The sequence below is a fragment of the Rhodanobacter sp. MP1X3 genome (assembly GCF_014207165.1).
Lineage (GTDB): Bacteria > Pseudomonadota > Gammaproteobacteria > Xanthomonadales > Rhodanobacteraceae > Rhodanobacter.
This window is the reverse complement of sequence record NZ_JACHCO010000004.1, coordinates 476085-491996: the sequence shown is the minus strand read 5'-3', so window position 1 is coordinate 491996 and position 15912 is coordinate 476085. Positions and strand designations below refer to the sequence as shown.

The window sequence follows — 15912 nt, the reverse complement described above, 5'->3', positions numbered from 1 at the left end:
ATCGTGTTTCCTTGGTCCGCTTTGAGTAGAGAGTCGAAAAGCCCCCTTTCGGAGCCCTACCGGCATCGAGATTCGCTGAAAGGTTGGGACTTGAGCGCCGGCAGATTAACCTTGGATAGAAGTCTGCCGGGCTCACGTACGGTATGACGTACGGCGTGAACGGAGTGAAAGTCTTTCCGCTTATTTTACTGAGCCCTACGACGCTCCGAATCGCATGGAGCGCCTGGGCTTAACGCGTCAGAGTTGCGCCAGGCCGCCGTCGACGGCGACCTCGCTGGCGGTCATGAAGCTGCTGTCCGACGACGCGAGAAGCGGATGCTTTTAGCCTCTAGCCGATATCGTCTAACAAAAGCAGGCCACCAGCCCTTGGTCAGAACCAGCAGAGTGTTCAGCGCTTACCGGAATCGATGTTCAGCTTGGCCGGAATCCGCACGATTTGCCTAAACGGGCACCAAGCTCGGTGCTCCAGTACCTACGTTTTGGTAAAGGATGGGGGCGTTTTCGAGACATTTGTAGCGGAGCCTGCTGAGTACTCTTTGCCGAAGCGGCTACCGGTGGGCACACGAGTCGATAAGAAGAAGTGGCGTCTGACTTACTCAATAAACGGCGTGGAAGGAGGGTGGTACTCAGCGGCTTCTAGCGCCGGACTGATCGCCTTCGGCGTCTTCATGATGATCTACGCAGCTTCAAAGAGTGCCGCCTGGCGGACCGATGGAAAAGGCGGCCGCTTGTAAAGGAAACAGGGGGCAGAGTGGAGTTCTTTGAGGGCGATGGTGGAAAGTCGACTCTGCCCTCGGTTTCGAACAGCATTCGCCAGTGAAACTGACCACAGCCAGCAGCCAAACGGCACTTCCTCGCCAACGCGCTGTTGCGCTCCACAGACAGCGGCTCGACACCCTATGCGGCGCTAATTAGCGAAGTGCAGCCGCCACCGCCTCGTCAATCTGCAGCGCAAAGCGTGCTTCAACATCGGGCACCGTGAAGCCAATTGACAGTTCCAGATACGCGTCGCCCAGCACCAAATTAATGAATGTCGCTGCCCGCAATGCAGCCGTTGATTCGTCGAATCGCTTTCGCAAAATTTGTGCGGAGTAGGCACGCACGACCTTTGCACCATTCTCGTAAAACACTTGGCCAAGTTTCGGAAGACGCTCGGCCTCAGCAACGATGGCCCGATAAAGCCGCAGATAATCCGGCGTAATAAGGCTTCGTGCCAGCATCCATCCCAATTCGCGCAACTCGACCTCGGGTGCGCCATCGGTTTGCTCGCCCTGAGTGCTGGCAAGCAGCGCGCCCACTTGAGCGCACATCTCGCTGACCAGACCGACGAAGAGCGCCTCCTTCGACTTGAAGTGGCGGTAGACCGTCTGTTTGCCGACGCCAGCGGCCGAGGCGACATCGTCCATCGTTGCCAAGGCAAAACCCTCGCGTAAGAAAACGGTTTTCGCGCCGTCGAGGATGGCGAACCGCTTACGGCGTTGCAGCGGACTCAGGTCGGGGAGAGAAGGAGTGTCCATGCGAGATAAATAGCAGGTCGTCGAATTGTTGACAAGACTGGTTAGTCTCGTTTAGATTGGTCATAACGAGACCAGTGAGTCTCGTCTGTGAGGCTTGTCGGCGTCACAGCCAATCATTGGAGAACGCTTTGAAACTGTTCATTACAGGTGGTACTGGCTTCATCGGGCAGGCGGTCGCGCGCAAGGCCATCAATCTCGGCCATCAGGTGACGGCGCTGGTGCGCCAGGACGGATCGGCAGCGGCCAGCGCGCTGGCACGTCTCGGTGTGACACTGCTCATCGGCGACCTGCGTGAGCCACAGTCTTTCGCTGCGACGGCCGGCGCCGCTGATGGCGTGGTGCACGCCGCGTCGACCAACGATGCTTCCGCCGCGATTGCTGATCAGGCTGCGGCTGTAGCGATGCTTTCGCATCTGCATCCTGGTGCGGCGTTTGTCTATACGTCAGGCATCTGGGTCTATGGTGATACGGAGGGGAAACCCGCCACGGAAGCGTCGGCGCTAAATCCGACACCACTCATCGCCTGGCGGCCCGCCGTGGAGCAAGAGGTGCTGGCGCTAGCAGCACGGCGCTCAATAGCCGCGGTCGTCCTCAGGCCGGCGATGGTGCACGGCTATGGTGGCAGTGTCTTCGGCATGCTTGCCGGCATGGCTCGTCAGACCGGTAGTGTGAGAGTCGTCGGTGATGGTCGTAACCACTGGCCCGCTGTTCACGTCGATGATCTCGCCGCGGCTTACCTGAGCGCGGTAGAGCGGGCGGCAAGCGGGGACAGTCGAGTTACGGGACAGATCTTCAACGTGGTCGCCGAAGATGCTGTTGCCGTTGCCGACATGGGTGAAGCGATTCGGGCTTCGATCGGCGCCGATCGCGTCGAACCCTGGCCGCTCGATGATGCTCGCCAATCGCTTGGACCGTTCGCTGACGCACTGGCGCTCGACCAGACAGTAAGCGGCCAACATGCCCGGGGAGTTCTTGCGTGGAAACCCCATGGCCCCGGTCTGATCGCGGACCTCTCGGCACCAAACCACTTTCAACAAATCAACGGAGCATGACCATGGCGTGGAACAGTGCGTCTTTCGAATCGATCCTCGCGATGATCGTGGCGGCTCTGTTCGCGGTTGCCGGGGTGGTCAATCTCACAAGACCCGGCGCGGTGAAGCGCGACTTCGCACGCTGGGGTTATCCGGCATGGTTTCAGTGGCTCTGTGGCGCTCTCGAGTTGCTCAGTGCGGCACTTCTTCTCGGACAACAAACCCGAGTCTTCGGCCTCACGCTGACCGGTGCGATCATGCTGGGCGCGTTCTTCACGTTGCTACGGAACCGGGAGCCGTTCGGGCATCTCGCCCCGGCGCTGGTCTTCTCGGCTCTCATTGTGGTTACTGTAACGGTCCGCTTTTTGTAGCGATGACTGGCCTTTGCTGGTGAACTGCCCATTGATCAGATGAATGGCAAAGCTGGTCAGTTTATTTGTCCGGCCAAACGGAAGTCAGAGTGGCGTTCTTTGAGAGCGATGTTGGAAAGTCGACTCTGACGCCGGTTTCGCTATCCCTTGTGCAGGGCGGGTTCACGTTTTCAGGGCGTGCGCGTTTCCTCAAGAGCGGCGGCAAGCTCCATGAGATCCCGCCGCAACCGCGATACTCTCGATTTGCCAAGCTTCGCGATAGCAATGGAGTGCAGTTCCTGTCTCACCTCCGCACACGCCGCGTGTAAGGCAACCCCGCGCTTCGTCAGGCGCACGATCTTGGCGCGTGTGTCGGTGGAGTCGGGCGCCTGCTCGACATAGCCGCGTGCCTCCAGTTCCCGAACCAGCTGACTCATCGCCTGTTTGGTGATTCCGGCTCGCTGCGCCAGGGTGCTGGGACGGGCGCCGGTCGCATCCAGCAGTGGCATGAGGCTCGCGAAGGCGGGCGTCATGCCGTTGAACCCGCGACTAGCAACCTTGGCCATCATGGTGCCGCTCATGGCGCGGACTGCGCGACCCAGCGCCGGTGGAATGTCGTCTTCCTTTTTTTCCATTGAGTTACTCACAAGCGCTTACGTCGTCCGAGCGAGAATAATTAGTAAAGACTCTTGACCATATCGTCAAAGTACTTTACCTTCTTTAGTCAAGATGGTTTACCAAGTCGCGAGACTCGGTGGCAGAGCCGCGAGCTCAGCGGCAGGCTGCCGCTCGCCTCAGGCGGTTACTTGATAGTACGCAACTTTGCCGCGCCGTTCACTTCTAGGCGCAGGGCCAAGCCGGCTGATTCTCAACAACATCGGAGAAAAACATGAGTGTTTTGCTCGCGGGCGCCACCGGCAACGTCGGCTCGGTTGCCTCGCTCGCCATCCTCAGCCTAAATGGCGAGACGACCCAATGAAAATCACACGCCATCGATACACGGTAAAGCCGGAGTACGTTGCCCAGAACAGGCAAAACCTCGATGAGTTCATCGCAGCGCTGACGGCGGCTTCGGTGCCAGGCCTTTCCTATCGGGTATTCCTTGAAGAGGACGGGCAAACCTTTCTTCACCTGGTGACCTCTCAAGACGATCCGTCTGCAGTCATCACCGGCCTTCCATCGTTCAAGACGTTTCAATCGGAATTGTTGGCGAGCGACCCTGTCGTAAGGCCAGACCAGGTGGGCATGTCGCTCGTGGCGACCAGTGGAAATTCGTATAGCTAGGCGCCTGGTCGGCCATTGTCTTCAGTCTTCTGATCGGAGATCTCTGGCGGTGTTCCGGCACGCCTTCCCCAGCACACGCAAGAAGGTATGAAAACTATGTCTAATGAAAACGTGGTGCTTGTTACTGGTGGAACCGGCAGTCAGGGCGGTGCGACTGTCACTCATTTGTTGGCGGCGAAAAAGGTTCGCGTGAGGGTTCTGACGCGGAACTTGGAATCGCCGAAGGCCAAGAGCCTGGCCGCGCGTGGCGTGGAGCTGGTCAAGGGTGACTTCGACGACGTGGCTTCGCTCAGGACGGCGTTGGCAGGCGTCTCCGCTGCGTTTTCGGTGCAGCAATGGACCGAAAAGGGTGGGACCGCGGCGGAGGAGCTAAACGGGAAGCGGTTTGCCGATGCGGTGAAGGCATCGGGCAGCCCACATCTCGTCTACTCGTCGGCGGAGGGGGTCGAACGGAACAGCGGCCTCGGCCACTACGAGAGCAAATGGGCGATTGAGCAACACATCCGTGATCTAAAACTCCCGGCGACGATTCTGCGTCCGGTCGGTTTCATGGATGCGTTTGGCGTCCCAGCGATGCAGCGCGGGATGTTCCTCGGAATATTCAAAGCCAACTTTGGAGTTTCACTCCCCGTCCAATTCGTGGCCACCTACGACATCGGTTGGTTTGCCGCGCGCGCGCTCGAAGATCCGGAGCGCTACGCCGGACGCGTTATCCCGCTCGCCGGGGACCAGTTGAGCATCGGCGACATAATCAAGACCTTCAAGACCGTCACTGGGCGTAAGCCCTGGGTGGCGCCGATTCCCGCCTTTTTGGCCAAGAGGGCGATGCCGAAGGAGTTCTTGGATATGTTCACGTGGATTCGCGAAAAGGGCTTCAAAGCGAACATTGCCGAGGTGCGGCAAGAATATCCGCAGCTACTGACATTTGCCGGTTGGGTAAAGAAATACTCTGACGAACACTGACCGACGGTCGTGTTTTAGGCCTGCCGCGCGACAGCGCATGACCATCACGGCAGCTAGCACGGGCTTTCGCGCATTAATATGTTTCAACGTTCGGAGGAGACTTTGACGAAGCCCGCACAAACTCCAGATCCGCGTATCACTTGGCCCGCCGAGCACGCACCCGCGTCGGCGATGGTGTTCGCGCAAAATATCGTCGATATTGCGGCTTCTCCTGAAACGGTCTGGTCGCAGCTCGTCGATTGCGTTGCGTGGCCGCAGTGGTACAAGCATTGCTCGGACGTCTCCATGCTCCGCGGAGGCTCGCGATTGAACCCCGAATCGAAGTTTCGATTTAAGACGCTAGGCTTTTATTTTGAGCCTGAAATCGTCACGTTCGAACCGCATCGAATGCTCGTTTGGTCGGCGAAGGGGCCCGCTGGAACGAGCGGCTCACACGCTTGGTACATCGAGCCGAGTCCGCGCGGCTGTCGCGTCATTACAGAAGAGTCACAGATCGGCTTGTTTCTTTTCTTTCTGCGTGCGCGCACGGGCGACCGGCTTCTTGCGTCGCACGAAGAATGGCTTCGTTCTCTAAAGGAACGTGCGGAGGCTCGTAGAGATTAGACCCTACCGACGAGGAAGCTGCTGAAAAAGGCGTTCGCATTAGGCCAGCCGTAATCCACGGCTACCAGCCACCGCAATCGGGGTCAGGTTCACTTCATGAGACTTGGTAAGTGAACCTGACCCCGTTCGAGCTGAGGAAAATGGATCAGGGACAAATATAGTTACTCACGACACGCCGGCCATGACGACATGCGTCCGATCCAAAGCAGACTTCAAGTGACACAAGTCCACGAAGTGGTTGCTGAGCCCACATGACATTCTTGTGATCGCGCTTATCGCCCTTGCTGTATTAAATGCCATAGTTTCTGCTGCGGTTGCGCTGAGCACCTACTGCAGTCCACGCCAGAAGCTTCTGCAAATTATCTTTGTCTGGTTGTTGCCCGTCTTGGGAGCAACGCTGTTTGGCTTGTTCCTCTGGTCACAATGTGGCAACGCTCCACGAACTGGATATCGTTCAACGACGCAAACGCCTATGGACGACGTTACGGCCGTTTGGTCGGGTCTGAACTCGTCGGATAAGCTGCTTTGAATGTGGCTCTCGGATCTGGGTGAACTCCTGGCTCGACGTAGATTTGGCTTCTGTCAGTTGGCAGTAGCATGAGGCCAGCCGCGTAGTGAACGAATGGGGGGATACTGCACGAACATCTTGTGCCGCTAGATGCGGAGGAAGGCTGCATTCGTGTTTTTTTTGCGTGCATCCCGACGGGCTTCGTGCCTAAAAATGTGGTCAGGCTCACCCAGTACAAAGAACCGGACGGGTCAGAAAAGATTTCGATTAGGCCGGCAACACAAACCATGCCGATGACGATGGCATTGGAATCCATCACTGACAAAAGGGAATGACATGCAAAACAAAGTGGACAGCGAACAAGGGCGAAGCGGCCAGACGGGCGGCCATGGCGGCAAGCCGGGCAGTGGAAAACCGGCAGTGGCGGCCGCCCCCACCATTACAGTCAATGGTGTCGCGCGGAAGCTCGCCCTGTCGGCTCGAGGGTCGAAGCAGCTCTCTCGCCCCGCGCTTCAGATCGCACCGCCTGGCAAGGCGCCACCCGAGCCACCGGCTTCGGCGAGCTTGCGATCGAAATGTCCACCGGTGCTCGACCAGGATCCGATCCAATCGTGTGCGGCCTTTGCGTTTACCGGCGCGCTGCGCTTTCTTCATTTGGCCGAGGGGCTCGATGAACCTTTGTCGCCGCTCTTCTGTTACTACGCGACCCGTGTATTGGTCGAAGCCGAGCAAACCAGTGACGACTCGGGATGCAAGGCCGACGCGGTGGTCGAGGCGCTCGAAAACTACGGCGTGTGCGTCGAGAGCGTGTGGCCCTATGACACCGCGAAATTTGCGATAGCGCCACCGGTTACCGCTTTTGACGATGCGGCCAAGCGCAAGCTGACGAAGGCGTACCGAGTGACGACGCTCCGTGCGATCAAGCTGTCGATTGCCGCAGGCTATCCGGTGCCGGTTGCCTTTCCTGTGGCGCGGTCCGTTGGTTACGGTAGCGATGCTGTGCCTTCCCCGACATGGCGCACCGGGATTTTCCCTGTACCGACGTCAGCCCCTGGCGACGCGTCGGCTGGCAGCGCAGGTACCGCTGCAGGTCATGTCGGCGGTACAGTCGGTGCTTCGGGCGATGCAGCCGGTGCCTCGGGCGGTGCAGCCGGTAAATCAGGTGGTTCAGCCGGCTCCGCTGGCGGCGCTGCGGGATCATCGGGTACCGCTGCTGGCTCCACTCGTGGTGCGGTGGGATCATCGGGCGCCGCTGCCGGCTTCGCGGGTGGCCCGGTGACCGACATCAATCCCTTTCAGCAACCTGCCGCGGATCCCGCCGATGGCTACCATTTTGTACTTGCCGTTGGTTATGACGACGCGACGGGTTTGCTTGAAATCCAGAACTCCTGGGGAACCCAATTTGGCGATGGCGGATATGGCTATCTGCCTTATGCACTCTTCGGGCCGACGCAGGACACGCTCATTGCCGATCCGAGCGTTCTCGCCGAAGACCCGTGGACGCTACGACGCCAATCCGACGATGTGCCTATAGCTGCAGCCGCCCGATAACATTCGACACAGGAGCTGATTAGATCGGAAAAAGTGTCTACCCAAACTGGGTTCAGAGTGCACTTTTGCGAATGCTAAATGCTGGAAAGTCGACTCTGTCCCCTGTTTTTGCGGGTGATCGATAGGCCGGGCGCATATCGGCTGAGCATTGCGTCGGGAATGTATTCAAGCTGGCTTGCGCGCATCCACCAGCATGGTCGGCACCCAGGGGCCACCCCACCACATGCGCCAGCCGAGGTTGCGTCGAACCACCGTGGCACCAAGTTTCATCAGGCGCTGATGATAGCGGCGGCTTTTGGAAATGTCGGCGATCAAAAGGCGCCCACCCGGGCGCAATACGCGCCAGGCTTCGTCAATCGCCTGGTCGCGGCCGATCTCGTTGTTGATGTTGTGGATGGCGACGCTGGAAACGATCAGGTCGAAGCTGCCGCTTTCGAACGGTAATTCGCGCATATCTGCCGTATGCAGTTCGACCCGTTCGGCGACGCCTTCGGCCAGCGCATTCTGCTTTGTAGTCGCCATGGCGTTGCCGGACTGGTCCTTGATGCTCCAGATATCGACGCCAACGGCATGGCCTTGCGGCAGGTATTCGGCGGCCATCAACAGCACCGCGCCGCGGCCACAGCCAAGATCGAGGACGCGTTCATGGCCGCTGATGGCCGCACCGTCCAGCAGGCTGCGCCATACCCGGAATTTGCCGCGGCGCGTGGTGTGCAGATACACGCCGGCCATGACCAGCAGAATGACCACGGTGATCCATAGCTGGAACATATGGGCGAAAACGATCAACCCGATGCAGATCACCGCGCCAGTGATCATCAGCGCCGGCACGTAAGGTGCGTCGATGCCGTAGCGGCCGTTGCGCTTGACGTTTTTCATCCTCGAGCCCCTTTATCCGTTGATCGGTCAGGACGATTCTTGGTCAACGCGCCTGGTCACGATAGTGACGGGTGTCACCCAAAAATGGTGGTCAGAGTCGACTTTCTGAAACTGCACTCCGATCCTCGTTTTCCCAACAGCTTTCGATCAGACGACCACGAATGTGAAGTCACCGACATGCGGAATGAGGTGGAGATGGTATGCGGTCCATAAAGGACGCCGCTCTGATGGCTGTCGGTGGGGCAGGTAGTGGAAGTGTGGGGTTATATCCGTTACCGACAGATTCGACGTGATAATTCTTGGCGTATAGAATCAGTCCCAGACTATCCGCTCGCAATGTAATTCTGCTGACTGGCCATGTGTTCGACGAAGCTGCAACACGGTCGGAGCCTGCACTCTATCAAGGATCACTGGAAGAGGAGCACAACATGTTTGGCATCGGTAAGAAAATCCAAGACGCAATAAAGAAAGCAGAAACAGACCCCGTCGGTGCGATGGAGGATCACAAGAAGTCTCTGAACTCTGGATTGACAGGCTTCGTGACAAAAACTTTTATGGGCAAAGGATTTGTCGACAAAATGAACGGTGTCATGGACATGGGACAGAACGCTCTGGCGGGACAGCAGGAGCGACTGAAACTGATTCAGACCGGACTGGATGGCACGGCCGATATCCTTTCCGTGCAGGACACCGGAGCCACAGTCAACAACAGTCCGATAGTCGCAATCCACATGACTGTCAGCCCCGCGAACGGCACACCCTACGATGTGAACATCCAGACCATGGTCTCCCGGATTGCCGTGCCACGGGTCGGTGACAAGGTAAAGATCAAATATGCCGCTGAGGATCCCCAGCAGGTAGCCATTCTGTAGGGGTCTGCTTGGATCGGCGCCGCTCGTCGATCGTCGCCATCAGCTGCCAGAAACGCAGAGAAACGAGGGCCAGAGTGCACTTTCTTTGAGGCCAATGCCCTGGAAAGTCGACTCTGACCCCTCTTCGTTTCGCACCCCCGATGCTCACTTGCCGCCAGTGACATCGAGAAACGTGCCGGTGATGAAGGAAGCCTCGGCGCTTGCCAGCCACAGGATCGCCTGCGCAACCTCTTCAGGCTGACCACCTCTTCCCATGGGGATCGAGTCCTTGACGCGATCAACGCGTCCCGGCTCTCCGCCGCTCGCATGCATGTCGGTATAGATGTGCCCAGGGCGAACGCAGTTGACGCGTATCCCATCCCGCGCGACTTCCTTTGCGAAGCCTGTAGTGAATGTTTCAACGGCACCCTTCGACGCCGCGTAGTCGACATATTCGTTTGGACTGCCAAGCCGGGCTGATGCCGATGAGATGTTGATCACGGCGCCGCCTCGCCCATTGTGGCGAGTCGACATCCGCTTCACCGCTTGCTGTGCACAGAGGATAGGGCCGATCGAGTTGACCGCGAAGATACGCTGCATCCGCTCGAATGCGAGATCCTCTAGCCGAGACTGCTGGGCAATGATCGCGGCGTTATTCACCAGCACATCGATCCGGCCGAACTTTCGATCGATCGCTGCGAATAGTTGAACGACCTGCTCTGGATCCGCGCTGTCTGCACGCACGGCTAAAGCCCGGCGCCCAACGGCTTCAACATTAGCCGCCACCGCAAGGGCGGCAGACTCGTTGGAGACGAAGCTGATCGCCACATCGTAACCTTGTGCGGCAGCCAGCCGCGCAGTCGCCGCGCCTACGCCACGACCTCCACCGGTTATCAGAATGAGCGGTGCCTGAGGGACGATATCCATTGAGCGAAACCTTTATACAGTGGTGGAATAACGGTTAGCGGCAAAACAGGGAGCAGAGTGCACTTTCTTAGAAGCCGACGTCTAGCAAAGTCGACTCTGATCCTCGTTTCCGGCAACGGCCAAGCACATGCGGAGCGGGGCCAAGCCGGCTATCGTGCTGATCTGATCGCGAACGATCTGATCACGAATCAACACCATGACGAAAAGCTACGAGCCACCCCTGACCACGAACCCGCACGCCCCTCTCTACCGCGTCGATAAAGGGATCAGGGCAGCCCAGCAACGGCTTGATGCCGCTATCGACGCGAGGCAGCATCACACCAGCCAAAATCTGGCCTTTGAGGTGATCAAGGAGGCTCGCGAAGGACTCAAAAAGTCTGAGCAGTTGCGTGCGCTCAAGATCAAGGAACTCGCACAGAGGTCGGCGGAGACCGAATAAGTGGGTGAGAGCCCGTTACATCGTTCGCGCGCGACGGTTCATGCCGGCTGGTAGACGACTCCCATGACGCCGGAGCGGAAGGAGGTCGCGCTGATGAGTCGCAGATCAACCGGGCTGCGCAGTCCGGAGAACAGCGGTTGGCCCTGGCCCAATACCACCGGATGGATGGCCAGTCGATATTCGTCAACGAGGCCGGAGGCAACGAGGCTTTGGGCGAACTCAGCGCCGCCGTGCGCAAGGATGAAATGATCCGGCTGTTCCTTCAGTCGGAGAATTTCCTCCACGAGATCGCCGCTTGCCACCGTAGGTTCGGCCCAGGACTGCAGCACCGCTGCTGTCGGCGTGATGCCATGCTGGTGCGCATTGCGCGTTTTGCTTCGACGAGCGACGGCGTCGTCAGATCTACCGGTGTGCCGTCCTTGAGTCCTTTCCTCGAAAAGATGACCTTGGGAATGTCGTTCATCGGCGGCGCGATCGGCATGTCCGAATAGGGCCAGAACGCCGCCATGACGTCATAGCTGCGCCTACCCATGATGTGCACGCCGGCTTCGCGAAGGGTTTGGAGAACCCACGCCGTGGAATCGTCGCCCCCCGATGTCCGAAATATCCAGTCAGCCTCGCCGTTCGGTCCGGCGACAAAGCCGTCCAGGGAGACGGACATCTTCAACACGAGCTTTCTTTTTGTTGTCGTTGAGCTAGCCATCATTCCCCCTTGGTCTTGCGATGGTGGGTAGAACGTTAGGATGCCAATCTCGATTTTGGCCTCTACGTACAGCAGCGACGAACGACGGGCGCACGTTTCGACACGGTCCGAGGTATGGACTCAGAGGATCCGCGGTGGGTCCGACGTGGGATTGAGATCCAAAAAAGGTGTCAGGGACATTTTGGGACGGCCACTGATGTCGAATTCGTCCGCGTTACATCTTGATAGGCGGGCCTGACACCGTTGATCTCGCTAACACCGTGAGCGACAGAACACCGGCTCGGCGCCGCGCTCGCCGCCTTCCAGCCACGCGATCTTGGCGCGCAGGTATTTCCTCATGGCGCGAATGCGTTCGGCCTTCAGGTCGACCGCCTCCAACTGGTCGCGCATGATGGCGAGTTTTCGTCCGCGATCCATTGCGCCCGCCGCGTATTCGCGGTTGAACGTAACGATCTGCTTCAGGGTGAAGCCCAGTTGCTGCGCGGTGCGAATAACGGCCGCGCGGTCGAGGTCGGCGTCGCTGAACTGCTGATAGCGATTGCTGGCGCTGTGCCCTACGTTCGGCGAGAACAGGCCGAGCTTTACATAAAGGCGTACCGCGTCGCGGGTCAGGTCGGCTTGGCGGCAGAACTCGGCGATCAGCATGCGGTGCCTCTTGACTTGGGTGTATAGACCCTAGTTTAGACTGTCGCCTACTGAATCCCAAGGACATGTGCCATGACAACGACTACCGCGACCAACGTGACAAAGAAGGTAGCCCTGATTACGGGTGCATCCTCGGGTATCGGCGAGGCGACGGCCCAGCGTCTGCTGGCCGATGGCTATCTGGTTTACGCCGCCGCGCGGCGGCTTGAACGCATGCACGCACTCGGCACGGCGGGTGCTCGTCTGCTGTCGCTGGATCTGACCGACGATGCTTCCATCGTCGCCGCGGTGGATACCATCCAGCGATCGGAAGGGCGCCTCGATGTGCTGGTCAACAACGCCGGCTATGGTTCCTACGGTGCGCTGGAGGATGTGCCGCTGGACGAGGGACGTCGACAGTTCGAGGTCAACGTGTTCGGGCTGGCCCGACTGATCCAACTGAGTACGCCGATGATGCGCGCGCAGGGCAGCGGCTGCATCGTCAATATCACCTCGATCGGCGGCAAGATGCACGAGCCGATGGGCACCTGGTATCACGCCACCAAGTTCGCCGTCGAAGGGCTGAGCGATTGCCTGCGGATGGAGCTGGCGCCCTTCGGCATCCAGGTGGTGATTGTCGAGCCCGGCGCGATACGTACCGAATGGACTGGCATTGCCAAGGAAAGCCTGCTGCAGCGCTCCGGCCATACCGCCTACGCCGAGCAGGCCACCGCACACGCGCGCCTGTTCGAATCCAGTGAGACGTCGAAAATGGTGTCAGCGCCGGACGTGGTCGCCCGCACCATTGCCCGCGCCTTACGTGCGCGCCGTCCCCGCACCCGCTACGCCACCGGCGGCGGCGCCCGCACGATCCTGTTTCTGCGCCGGATACTCAGCGACCGCGCGTTTGATGGGCTGATGCGGATGGCGGAGAAGGGGATGGCGTAAACACGAAGGCGAAACACGGGAACGTCGCGGCGTCCAGGGCGGTGCCGCCGTACCCAATACAAATCGTGTTCTTGCTGAGTTCGGTGGAGCGGGGGCTTCTTTGCAACGAGCGATGAGCACACGGACCGACGCATCGATGCCGGCTCGCCTATCGGGTGGATGACAAGGTGGTGGCGGTCACCGTGAACGCTGTTGGCAAGTGTGGTGAGGGTTTGGTTTACCTCATCGCGCAAGAATGCGCCTGAACTTCTGTCGAGTGTCGCCGCATTTTATGTGGTGTCCGCTGCGTCCGATGTCCGCGTGAAGTGTCCGCGGACGGATGTTGTCTTTCGATGATCAACAAAAAACGGCATGGGAGCGCGGTTTTCAGGGCGTGAGAGTGTTGGCACGGTGTTTGCCATATCCATCTCGAACGCTTCGTTTCCTCACTCGATGGAGAGCCGCCATGAAATTCAAATACGAAACCCTGCTGCTGGGTAGCCTGTTCGGCGCCTGCGTGCTGATGTGCGCGATGACCGTCGGCAGCATGCTGCTCGCGTAAGCGGTCGATCGCGCGAAGTACCGGCGACACGCAGGTTTGGGGTGGCGTCGTCCGCCTCGTTTCACGGGCCGCCGCCAACCCCCTGGTGTGCCCGTGCTTCCCCCTCCATAAACCAAGGAAGTGACCCATGAACAATATTCTCTCGCCCCGTTCTGTCTTGCGCCGCATCGCTCGTGGCCTGGCTTTGGCCGGTGTCATTGGCGCGTTCGCCCTGGCTGGTATCTCCACGGCCAGCGCGCAGGCCACTGCGGGCGCGGTGTTCGGCAAGGCACCCGTGGGCTACAGCATCGCTGTGCGCAGCGACTCGACTGGGGCGGGTCGAACGGTGAAGGTGGATTCCAGCGGCCGTTACTCCGCACGCGAGCTGCCGACGGGCACCTACACGGTCACGCTGAAGCAGAGCGATCAGGCTGTAGCCAAGCATCTCAACGTGCCGGTAATCGCGGGTCGCGGCGTCGAAGTGGATTTCAACTGCAGCGAGATCAAGTGCAACGAAGTTGCCAACACGCAGTGAGCCTTGGCGCACTGATGCGCGCCTAGTGAAGAAGGGAGGCCAGGTGGGGAAACTGCCGGGCCTTTTTCTTCATGTGATGGACGCAACGGGCGTGTCTGCGGGCAGGAAAGCCAGCGCATCCTCGCAGCGCGCATCCACCTTCAGCGTGAGCAGATTGTCCAAAGAGGTGTCAGGGACAATTTGGAGGCCGCCATCGTCGGGTGCACTAAAGGTGTCAGAGACGAATGGCACTTACTTAAGCGGAAAGCCTCGCTTTTCGTCATTCCTGCGAAAGCAGGAATCCAGTGACCTCGGCCTTTGCCGCTTAGCCAAAGGGACTGGATCCTCGCTTCCTCGAGGATGACGGGCTTAAGTAAGTGCCATTCGTGTCAGAGACACTTCATTCTTCAAAAATGTCTCTGGCCTAAGTGAACCTTTATCAGCTGGTCAGAGGTTGGCCAGTGAACACCGCCAATTGAGCGGCGAAAGCACGCTTGAAGGCAGGCCGCGCTTCGCCACGGGCGACATACGCGGCGACGTTCGGACACTCATCCAGCAGGCCCGATGCTTTCAACCGGAGCAGCACGCCGACCATCATGAGGTCGCCCGCGCTGAACGCGCCGTCGAGCCAGGCGGCGTCGCCAAGGCGAGCGGAAAGTTGCTTCAACCGGTCGCGGATGCGATCCATGACGATGGGCAGGCGCTGCTCGGCCCACGGCTTGTCGCCTTCTGCGAACTTGGCGGTTTGGAGGTCAAGGATCGGTGTCTCTACCGTGTTGACCGCGGCAAACATCCAGGCGATCGCGCGCGCGCGCGCATTCGCCTCGTCTGGCAGCAGCCCCGCATGGTGCTCCGCAATATGCAACACGATGGCTCCTGACTCGAACAGGACGAGATCGCCTTCTTCATAGGTGGGAATCTGTCCGAAAGGATGCAGCGCCAGATGCGCGGGTTCCTTCATCGCACTGAACGAAACAAGACGAACCTCGTAAGGTTGGCCCGCTTCTTCAAGCGCCCAGCGAACGCGCATGTCACGCGCGAGTCCTCTGCCGCGATCGGGCGAACTTTCAAAGGCAGTGATGGTGGGGTTCATTGGAAGGCTCCAGGTGATGGACGGAAAAGACAGGGCTGCACAAAACAGTGGGCAGAGTGCACTTTTCGAATAGGCGACTCTTGCTACGGTGGCTGACCGTTGCCATCGTCAGCCACGCCGGGCGGCCTCGATCGCGGTGATGTCGATTTTCGTCATCTGCATCATGGCGTCGAACGCGCGTTTGGCTACGGCGGGATCAGGGTCGGTGACCGCGGCCGTCAGAGCGCGTGGGGTGATCTGCCACGACAGCCCCCACTCGTCCTTGCACCAGCCGCAGGCGCTGGCCTCTCCGCCATTGTCGATGATCGCGTTCCACAAGCGGTCGGTTTCGGCCTGATCGTCGGTGGCCACCTGGAACGAGAACGCCCAGCTATGTGGGAACCCGGGCCCACCGTTCAAACCCAGGCACGGGATGCCCATCACGGTGAACTCGACCGTCAGCACATTGCCCTGCTTGCCGGCGGGATAGTCACCCGGCGCATGATGGACAGCGCCGACGGCGCTATCCGGGAACGTCTTTGCGTAGAACGTCGCGGCATCCAGCGCGGTGCCGGCATACCAAAGGCAAATCGTGTTCTTGCTGACCATGGGGGTTCTCCCGGTTCAG

The 15912-nt window shown here is 59.4% G+C and carries 19 protein-coding genes; 10 read left to right on the top strand and 9 right to left on the bottom strand.

Going from position 1 to position 15912, the window contains the following annotated elements; all coding sequences use genetic code 11:
* Nucleotides 1-911: 911 nt before the first annotated feature.
* Entirely contained in the window at nt 912-1517 is a 606-nt protein-coding gene (locus HDE79_RS13765) for a TetR/AcrR family transcriptional regulator (protein ID WP_184602525.1), read from the bottom strand.
* 128 nt (nt 1518-1645) lie between these two features.
* On the opposite strand from HDE79_RS13765, the gene HDE79_RS13760 reads away from it, so the two are divergent.
* Together HDE79_RS13760 and HDE79_RS13755 are read left to right on the top strand one after the other, a co-directional pair.
* Entirely contained in the window at nt 1646-2569 is a 924-nt protein-coding gene (locus HDE79_RS13760) for an NAD-dependent epimerase/dehydratase family protein (RefSeq protein WP_184602524.1), read from the top strand.
* Nucleotides 2570-2571: 2 nt separating this feature from the next.
* Nucleotides 2572-2919: a DoxX family protein gene (locus HDE79_RS13755; RefSeq protein WP_184602523.1), complete on the top strand. Its 348-nt coding sequence runs from the start codon at nt 2572-2574 to the stop codon at nt 2917-2919.
* Between the two features lie 170 nt (nt 2920-3089).
* On the opposite strand, the gene HDE79_RS13750 is transcribed toward HDE79_RS13755, so the two are convergent.
* A complete protein-coding gene (locus HDE79_RS13750; RefSeq protein ID WP_184602522.1) occupies nt 3090-3533 on the bottom strand; it encodes a MarR family transcriptional regulator in 444 nt (147 codons plus the stop codon).
* A 340-nt stretch (nt 3534-3873) separates the two neighbouring features.
* Here HDE79_RS13750 and HDE79_RS13745 point away from each other — a divergent pair, with 340 nt between their 5' ends.
* The 4 genes from HDE79_RS13745 (at nt 3874) to HDE79_RS13730 (ending at nt 7807) form a co-directional block, all read left to right on the top strand.
* On the top strand, nt 3874-4182 hold the full coding sequence (locus tag HDE79_RS13745) for a hypothetical protein (RefSeq protein WP_184602521.1): 309 nt from the start codon (nt 3874-3876) through the stop codon (nt 4180-4182).
* A gap of 96 nt (nt 4183-4278) precedes the next feature.
* On the top strand, nt 4279-5145 hold the full coding sequence (locus tag HDE79_RS13740; RefSeq protein ID WP_184602520.1) for an NmrA/HSCARG family protein: 867 nt from the start codon (nt 4279-4281) through the stop codon (nt 5143-5145).
* 102 nt (nt 5146-5247) lie between these two features.
* Entirely contained in the window at nt 5248-5748 is a 501-nt protein-coding gene (locus tag HDE79_RS13735; RefSeq protein WP_184602519.1) for an SRPBCC domain-containing protein, read from the top strand.
* An 844-nt stretch (nt 5749-6592) separates the two neighbouring features.
* On the top strand, nt 6593-7807 hold the full coding sequence (locus HDE79_RS13730) for a C1 family peptidase (RefSeq protein WP_184602518.1): 1215 nt from the start codon (nt 6593-6595) through the stop codon (nt 7805-7807).
* A 165-nt stretch (nt 7808-7972) separates the two neighbouring features.
* On the opposite strand, the gene HDE79_RS13725 is transcribed toward HDE79_RS13730, so the two are convergent.
* Entirely contained in the window at nt 7973-8686 is a 714-nt protein-coding gene (locus HDE79_RS13725; RefSeq protein ID WP_184602517.1) for a class I SAM-dependent methyltransferase, read from the bottom strand.
* A gap of 428 nt (nt 8687-9114) precedes the next feature.
* On the opposite strand from HDE79_RS13725, the gene HDE79_RS13720 reads away from it, so the two are divergent.
* Nucleotides 9115-9558 carry a hypothetical protein gene (locus HDE79_RS13720; protein WP_184602516.1) on the top strand — a complete coding sequence of 148 codons (444 nt, stop codon included), beginning with the start codon at nt 9115-9117 and terminating at the stop codon, nt 9556-9558.
* A 144-nt stretch (nt 9559-9702) separates the two neighbouring features.
* Here HDE79_RS13720 and HDE79_RS13715 read toward each other — a convergent pair whose 3' ends face one another.
* On the bottom strand, nt 9703-10464 hold the full coding sequence (locus HDE79_RS13715; protein ID WP_184602515.1) for an SDR family oxidoreductase: 762 nt from the start codon (nt 10462-10464) through the stop codon (nt 9703-9705).
* A gap of 196 nt (nt 10465-10660) precedes the next feature.
* Here HDE79_RS13715 and HDE79_RS13710 point away from each other — a divergent pair, with 196 nt between their 5' ends.
* A complete protein-coding gene (locus HDE79_RS13710; protein WP_184602514.1) occupies nt 10661-10903 on the top strand; it encodes a hypothetical protein in 243 nt (80 codons plus the stop codon).
* A 38-nt stretch (nt 10904-10941) separates the two neighbouring features.
* On the opposite strand, the gene HDE79_RS21840 is transcribed toward HDE79_RS13710, so the two are convergent.
* The 3 genes from HDE79_RS21840 to HDE79_RS13700 form a co-directional block, all read right to left on the bottom strand.
* Entirely contained in the window at nt 10942-11187 is a 246-nt protein-coding gene (locus HDE79_RS21840; protein WP_221440155.1) for a dihydrofolate reductase family protein, read from the bottom strand.
* The gene (locus HDE79_RS21835; protein WP_255488417.1) at nt 11166-11564 is read right to left on the bottom strand and encodes a dihydrofolate reductase family protein; all 399 of its coding nucleotides are present in this window, start codon (nt 11562-11564) and stop codon (nt 11166-11168) included. The genes HDE79_RS21840 and HDE79_RS21835 overlap by 22 nt, the downstream gene beginning before the upstream one ends.
* Before the next feature lie 294 nt (nt 11565-11858).
* A complete protein-coding gene (locus tag HDE79_RS13700; protein WP_184602513.1) occupies nt 11859-12251 on the bottom strand; it encodes a MerR family transcriptional regulator in 393 nt (130 codons plus the stop codon).
* Nucleotides 12252-12323: 72 nt separating this feature from the next.
* Here HDE79_RS13700 and HDE79_RS13695 point away from each other — a divergent pair, with 72 nt between their 5' ends.
* On the top strand, nt 12324-13178 hold the full coding sequence (locus HDE79_RS13695; RefSeq protein ID WP_184602512.1) for an oxidoreductase: 855 nt from the start codon (nt 12324-12326) through the stop codon (nt 13176-13178).
* 668 nt (nt 13179-13846) lie between these two features.
* Nucleotides 13847-14233, top strand: coding sequence for a carboxypeptidase-like regulatory domain-containing protein (locus tag HDE79_RS13690; RefSeq protein WP_184602511.1), 387 nt, complete (start codon nt 13847-13849; stop codon nt 14231-14233).
* 418 nt (nt 14234-14651) lie between these two features.
* Here HDE79_RS13690 and HDE79_RS13685 read toward each other — a convergent pair whose 3' ends face one another.
* Together HDE79_RS13685 and HDE79_RS13680 are read right to left on the bottom strand one after the other, a co-directional pair.
* A complete protein-coding gene (locus HDE79_RS13685; protein WP_184602510.1) occupies nt 14652-15305 on the bottom strand; it encodes a glutathione S-transferase family protein in 654 nt (217 codons plus the stop codon).
* Between the two features lie 108 nt (nt 15306-15413).
* The gene (locus tag HDE79_RS13680; protein WP_184602509.1) at nt 15414-15893 is read right to left on the bottom strand and encodes a VOC family protein; all 480 of its coding nucleotides are present in this window, start codon (nt 15891-15893) and stop codon (nt 15414-15416) included.
* Nucleotides 15894-15912: the final 19 nt, after the last annotated feature.

What these genes read in the sequence shown, in the direction of transcription:
- HDE79_RS21835 (WP_255488417.1), bottom strand. Translation starts at nt 11,564, where the DNA reads ATGTCCGTCTCCCTGGACGGCTTTGTCGCCGGACCGAACGGCGAGGCT.
- HDE79_RS13715 (WP_184602515.1), bottom strand. Translation starts at nt 10,464, where the DNA reads ATGGATATCGTCCCTCAGGCACCGCTCATTCTGATAACCGGTGGAGGT.
- HDE79_RS13765 (WP_184602525.1), bottom strand. Translation starts at nt 1,517, where the DNA reads ATGGACACTCCTTCTCTCCCCGACCTGAGTCCGCTGCAACGCCGTAAG.
- HDE79_RS13695 (WP_184602512.1), top strand. Translation starts at nt 12,324, where the DNA reads ATGACAACGACTACCGCGACCAACGTGACAAAGAAGGTAGCCCTGATT.
- HDE79_RS13745 (WP_184602521.1), top strand. Translation starts at nt 3,874, where the DNA reads ATGAAAATCACACGCCATCGATACACGGTAAAGCCGGAGTACGTTGCC.
- HDE79_RS13725 (WP_184602517.1), bottom strand. Translation starts at nt 8,686, where the DNA reads ATGAAAAACGTCAAGCGCAACGGCCGCTACGGCATCGACGCACCTTAC.
- HDE79_RS13680 (WP_184602509.1), bottom strand. Translation starts at nt 15,893, where the DNA reads ATGGTCAGCAAGAACACGATTTGCCTTTGGTATGCCGGCACCGCGCTG.
- HDE79_RS13740 (WP_184602520.1), top strand. Translation starts at nt 4,279, where the DNA reads ATGTCTAATGAAAACGTGGTGCTTGTTACTGGTGGAACCGGCAGTCAG.
- HDE79_RS13730 (WP_184602518.1), top strand. Translation starts at nt 6,593, where the DNA reads ATGCAAAACAAAGTGGACAGCGAACAAGGGCGAAGCGGCCAGACGGGC.
- HDE79_RS13755 (WP_184602523.1), top strand. Translation starts at nt 2,572, where the DNA reads ATGGCGTGGAACAGTGCGTCTTTCGAATCGATCCTCGCGATGATCGTG.
- HDE79_RS13750 (WP_184602522.1), bottom strand. Translation starts at nt 3,533, where the DNA reads ATGGAAAAAAAGGAAGACGACATTCCACCGGCGCTGGGTCGCGCAGTC.
- HDE79_RS13710 (WP_184602514.1), top strand. Translation starts at nt 10,661, where the DNA reads ATGACGAAAAGCTACGAGCCACCCCTGACCACGAACCCGCACGCCCCT.
- HDE79_RS13685 (WP_184602510.1), bottom strand. Translation starts at nt 15,305, where the DNA reads ATGAACCCCACCATCACTGCCTTTGAAAGTTCGCCCGATCGCGGCAGA.
- HDE79_RS13690 (WP_184602511.1), top strand. Translation starts at nt 13,847, where the DNA reads ATGAACAATATTCTCTCGCCCCGTTCTGTCTTGCGCCGCATCGCTCGT.
- HDE79_RS13700 (WP_184602513.1), bottom strand. Translation starts at nt 12,251, where the DNA reads ATGCTGATCGCCGAGTTCTGCCGCCAAGCCGACCTGACCCGCGACGCG.
- HDE79_RS13720 (WP_184602516.1), top strand. Translation starts at nt 9,115, where the DNA reads ATGTTTGGCATCGGTAAGAAAATCCAAGACGCAATAAAGAAAGCAGAA.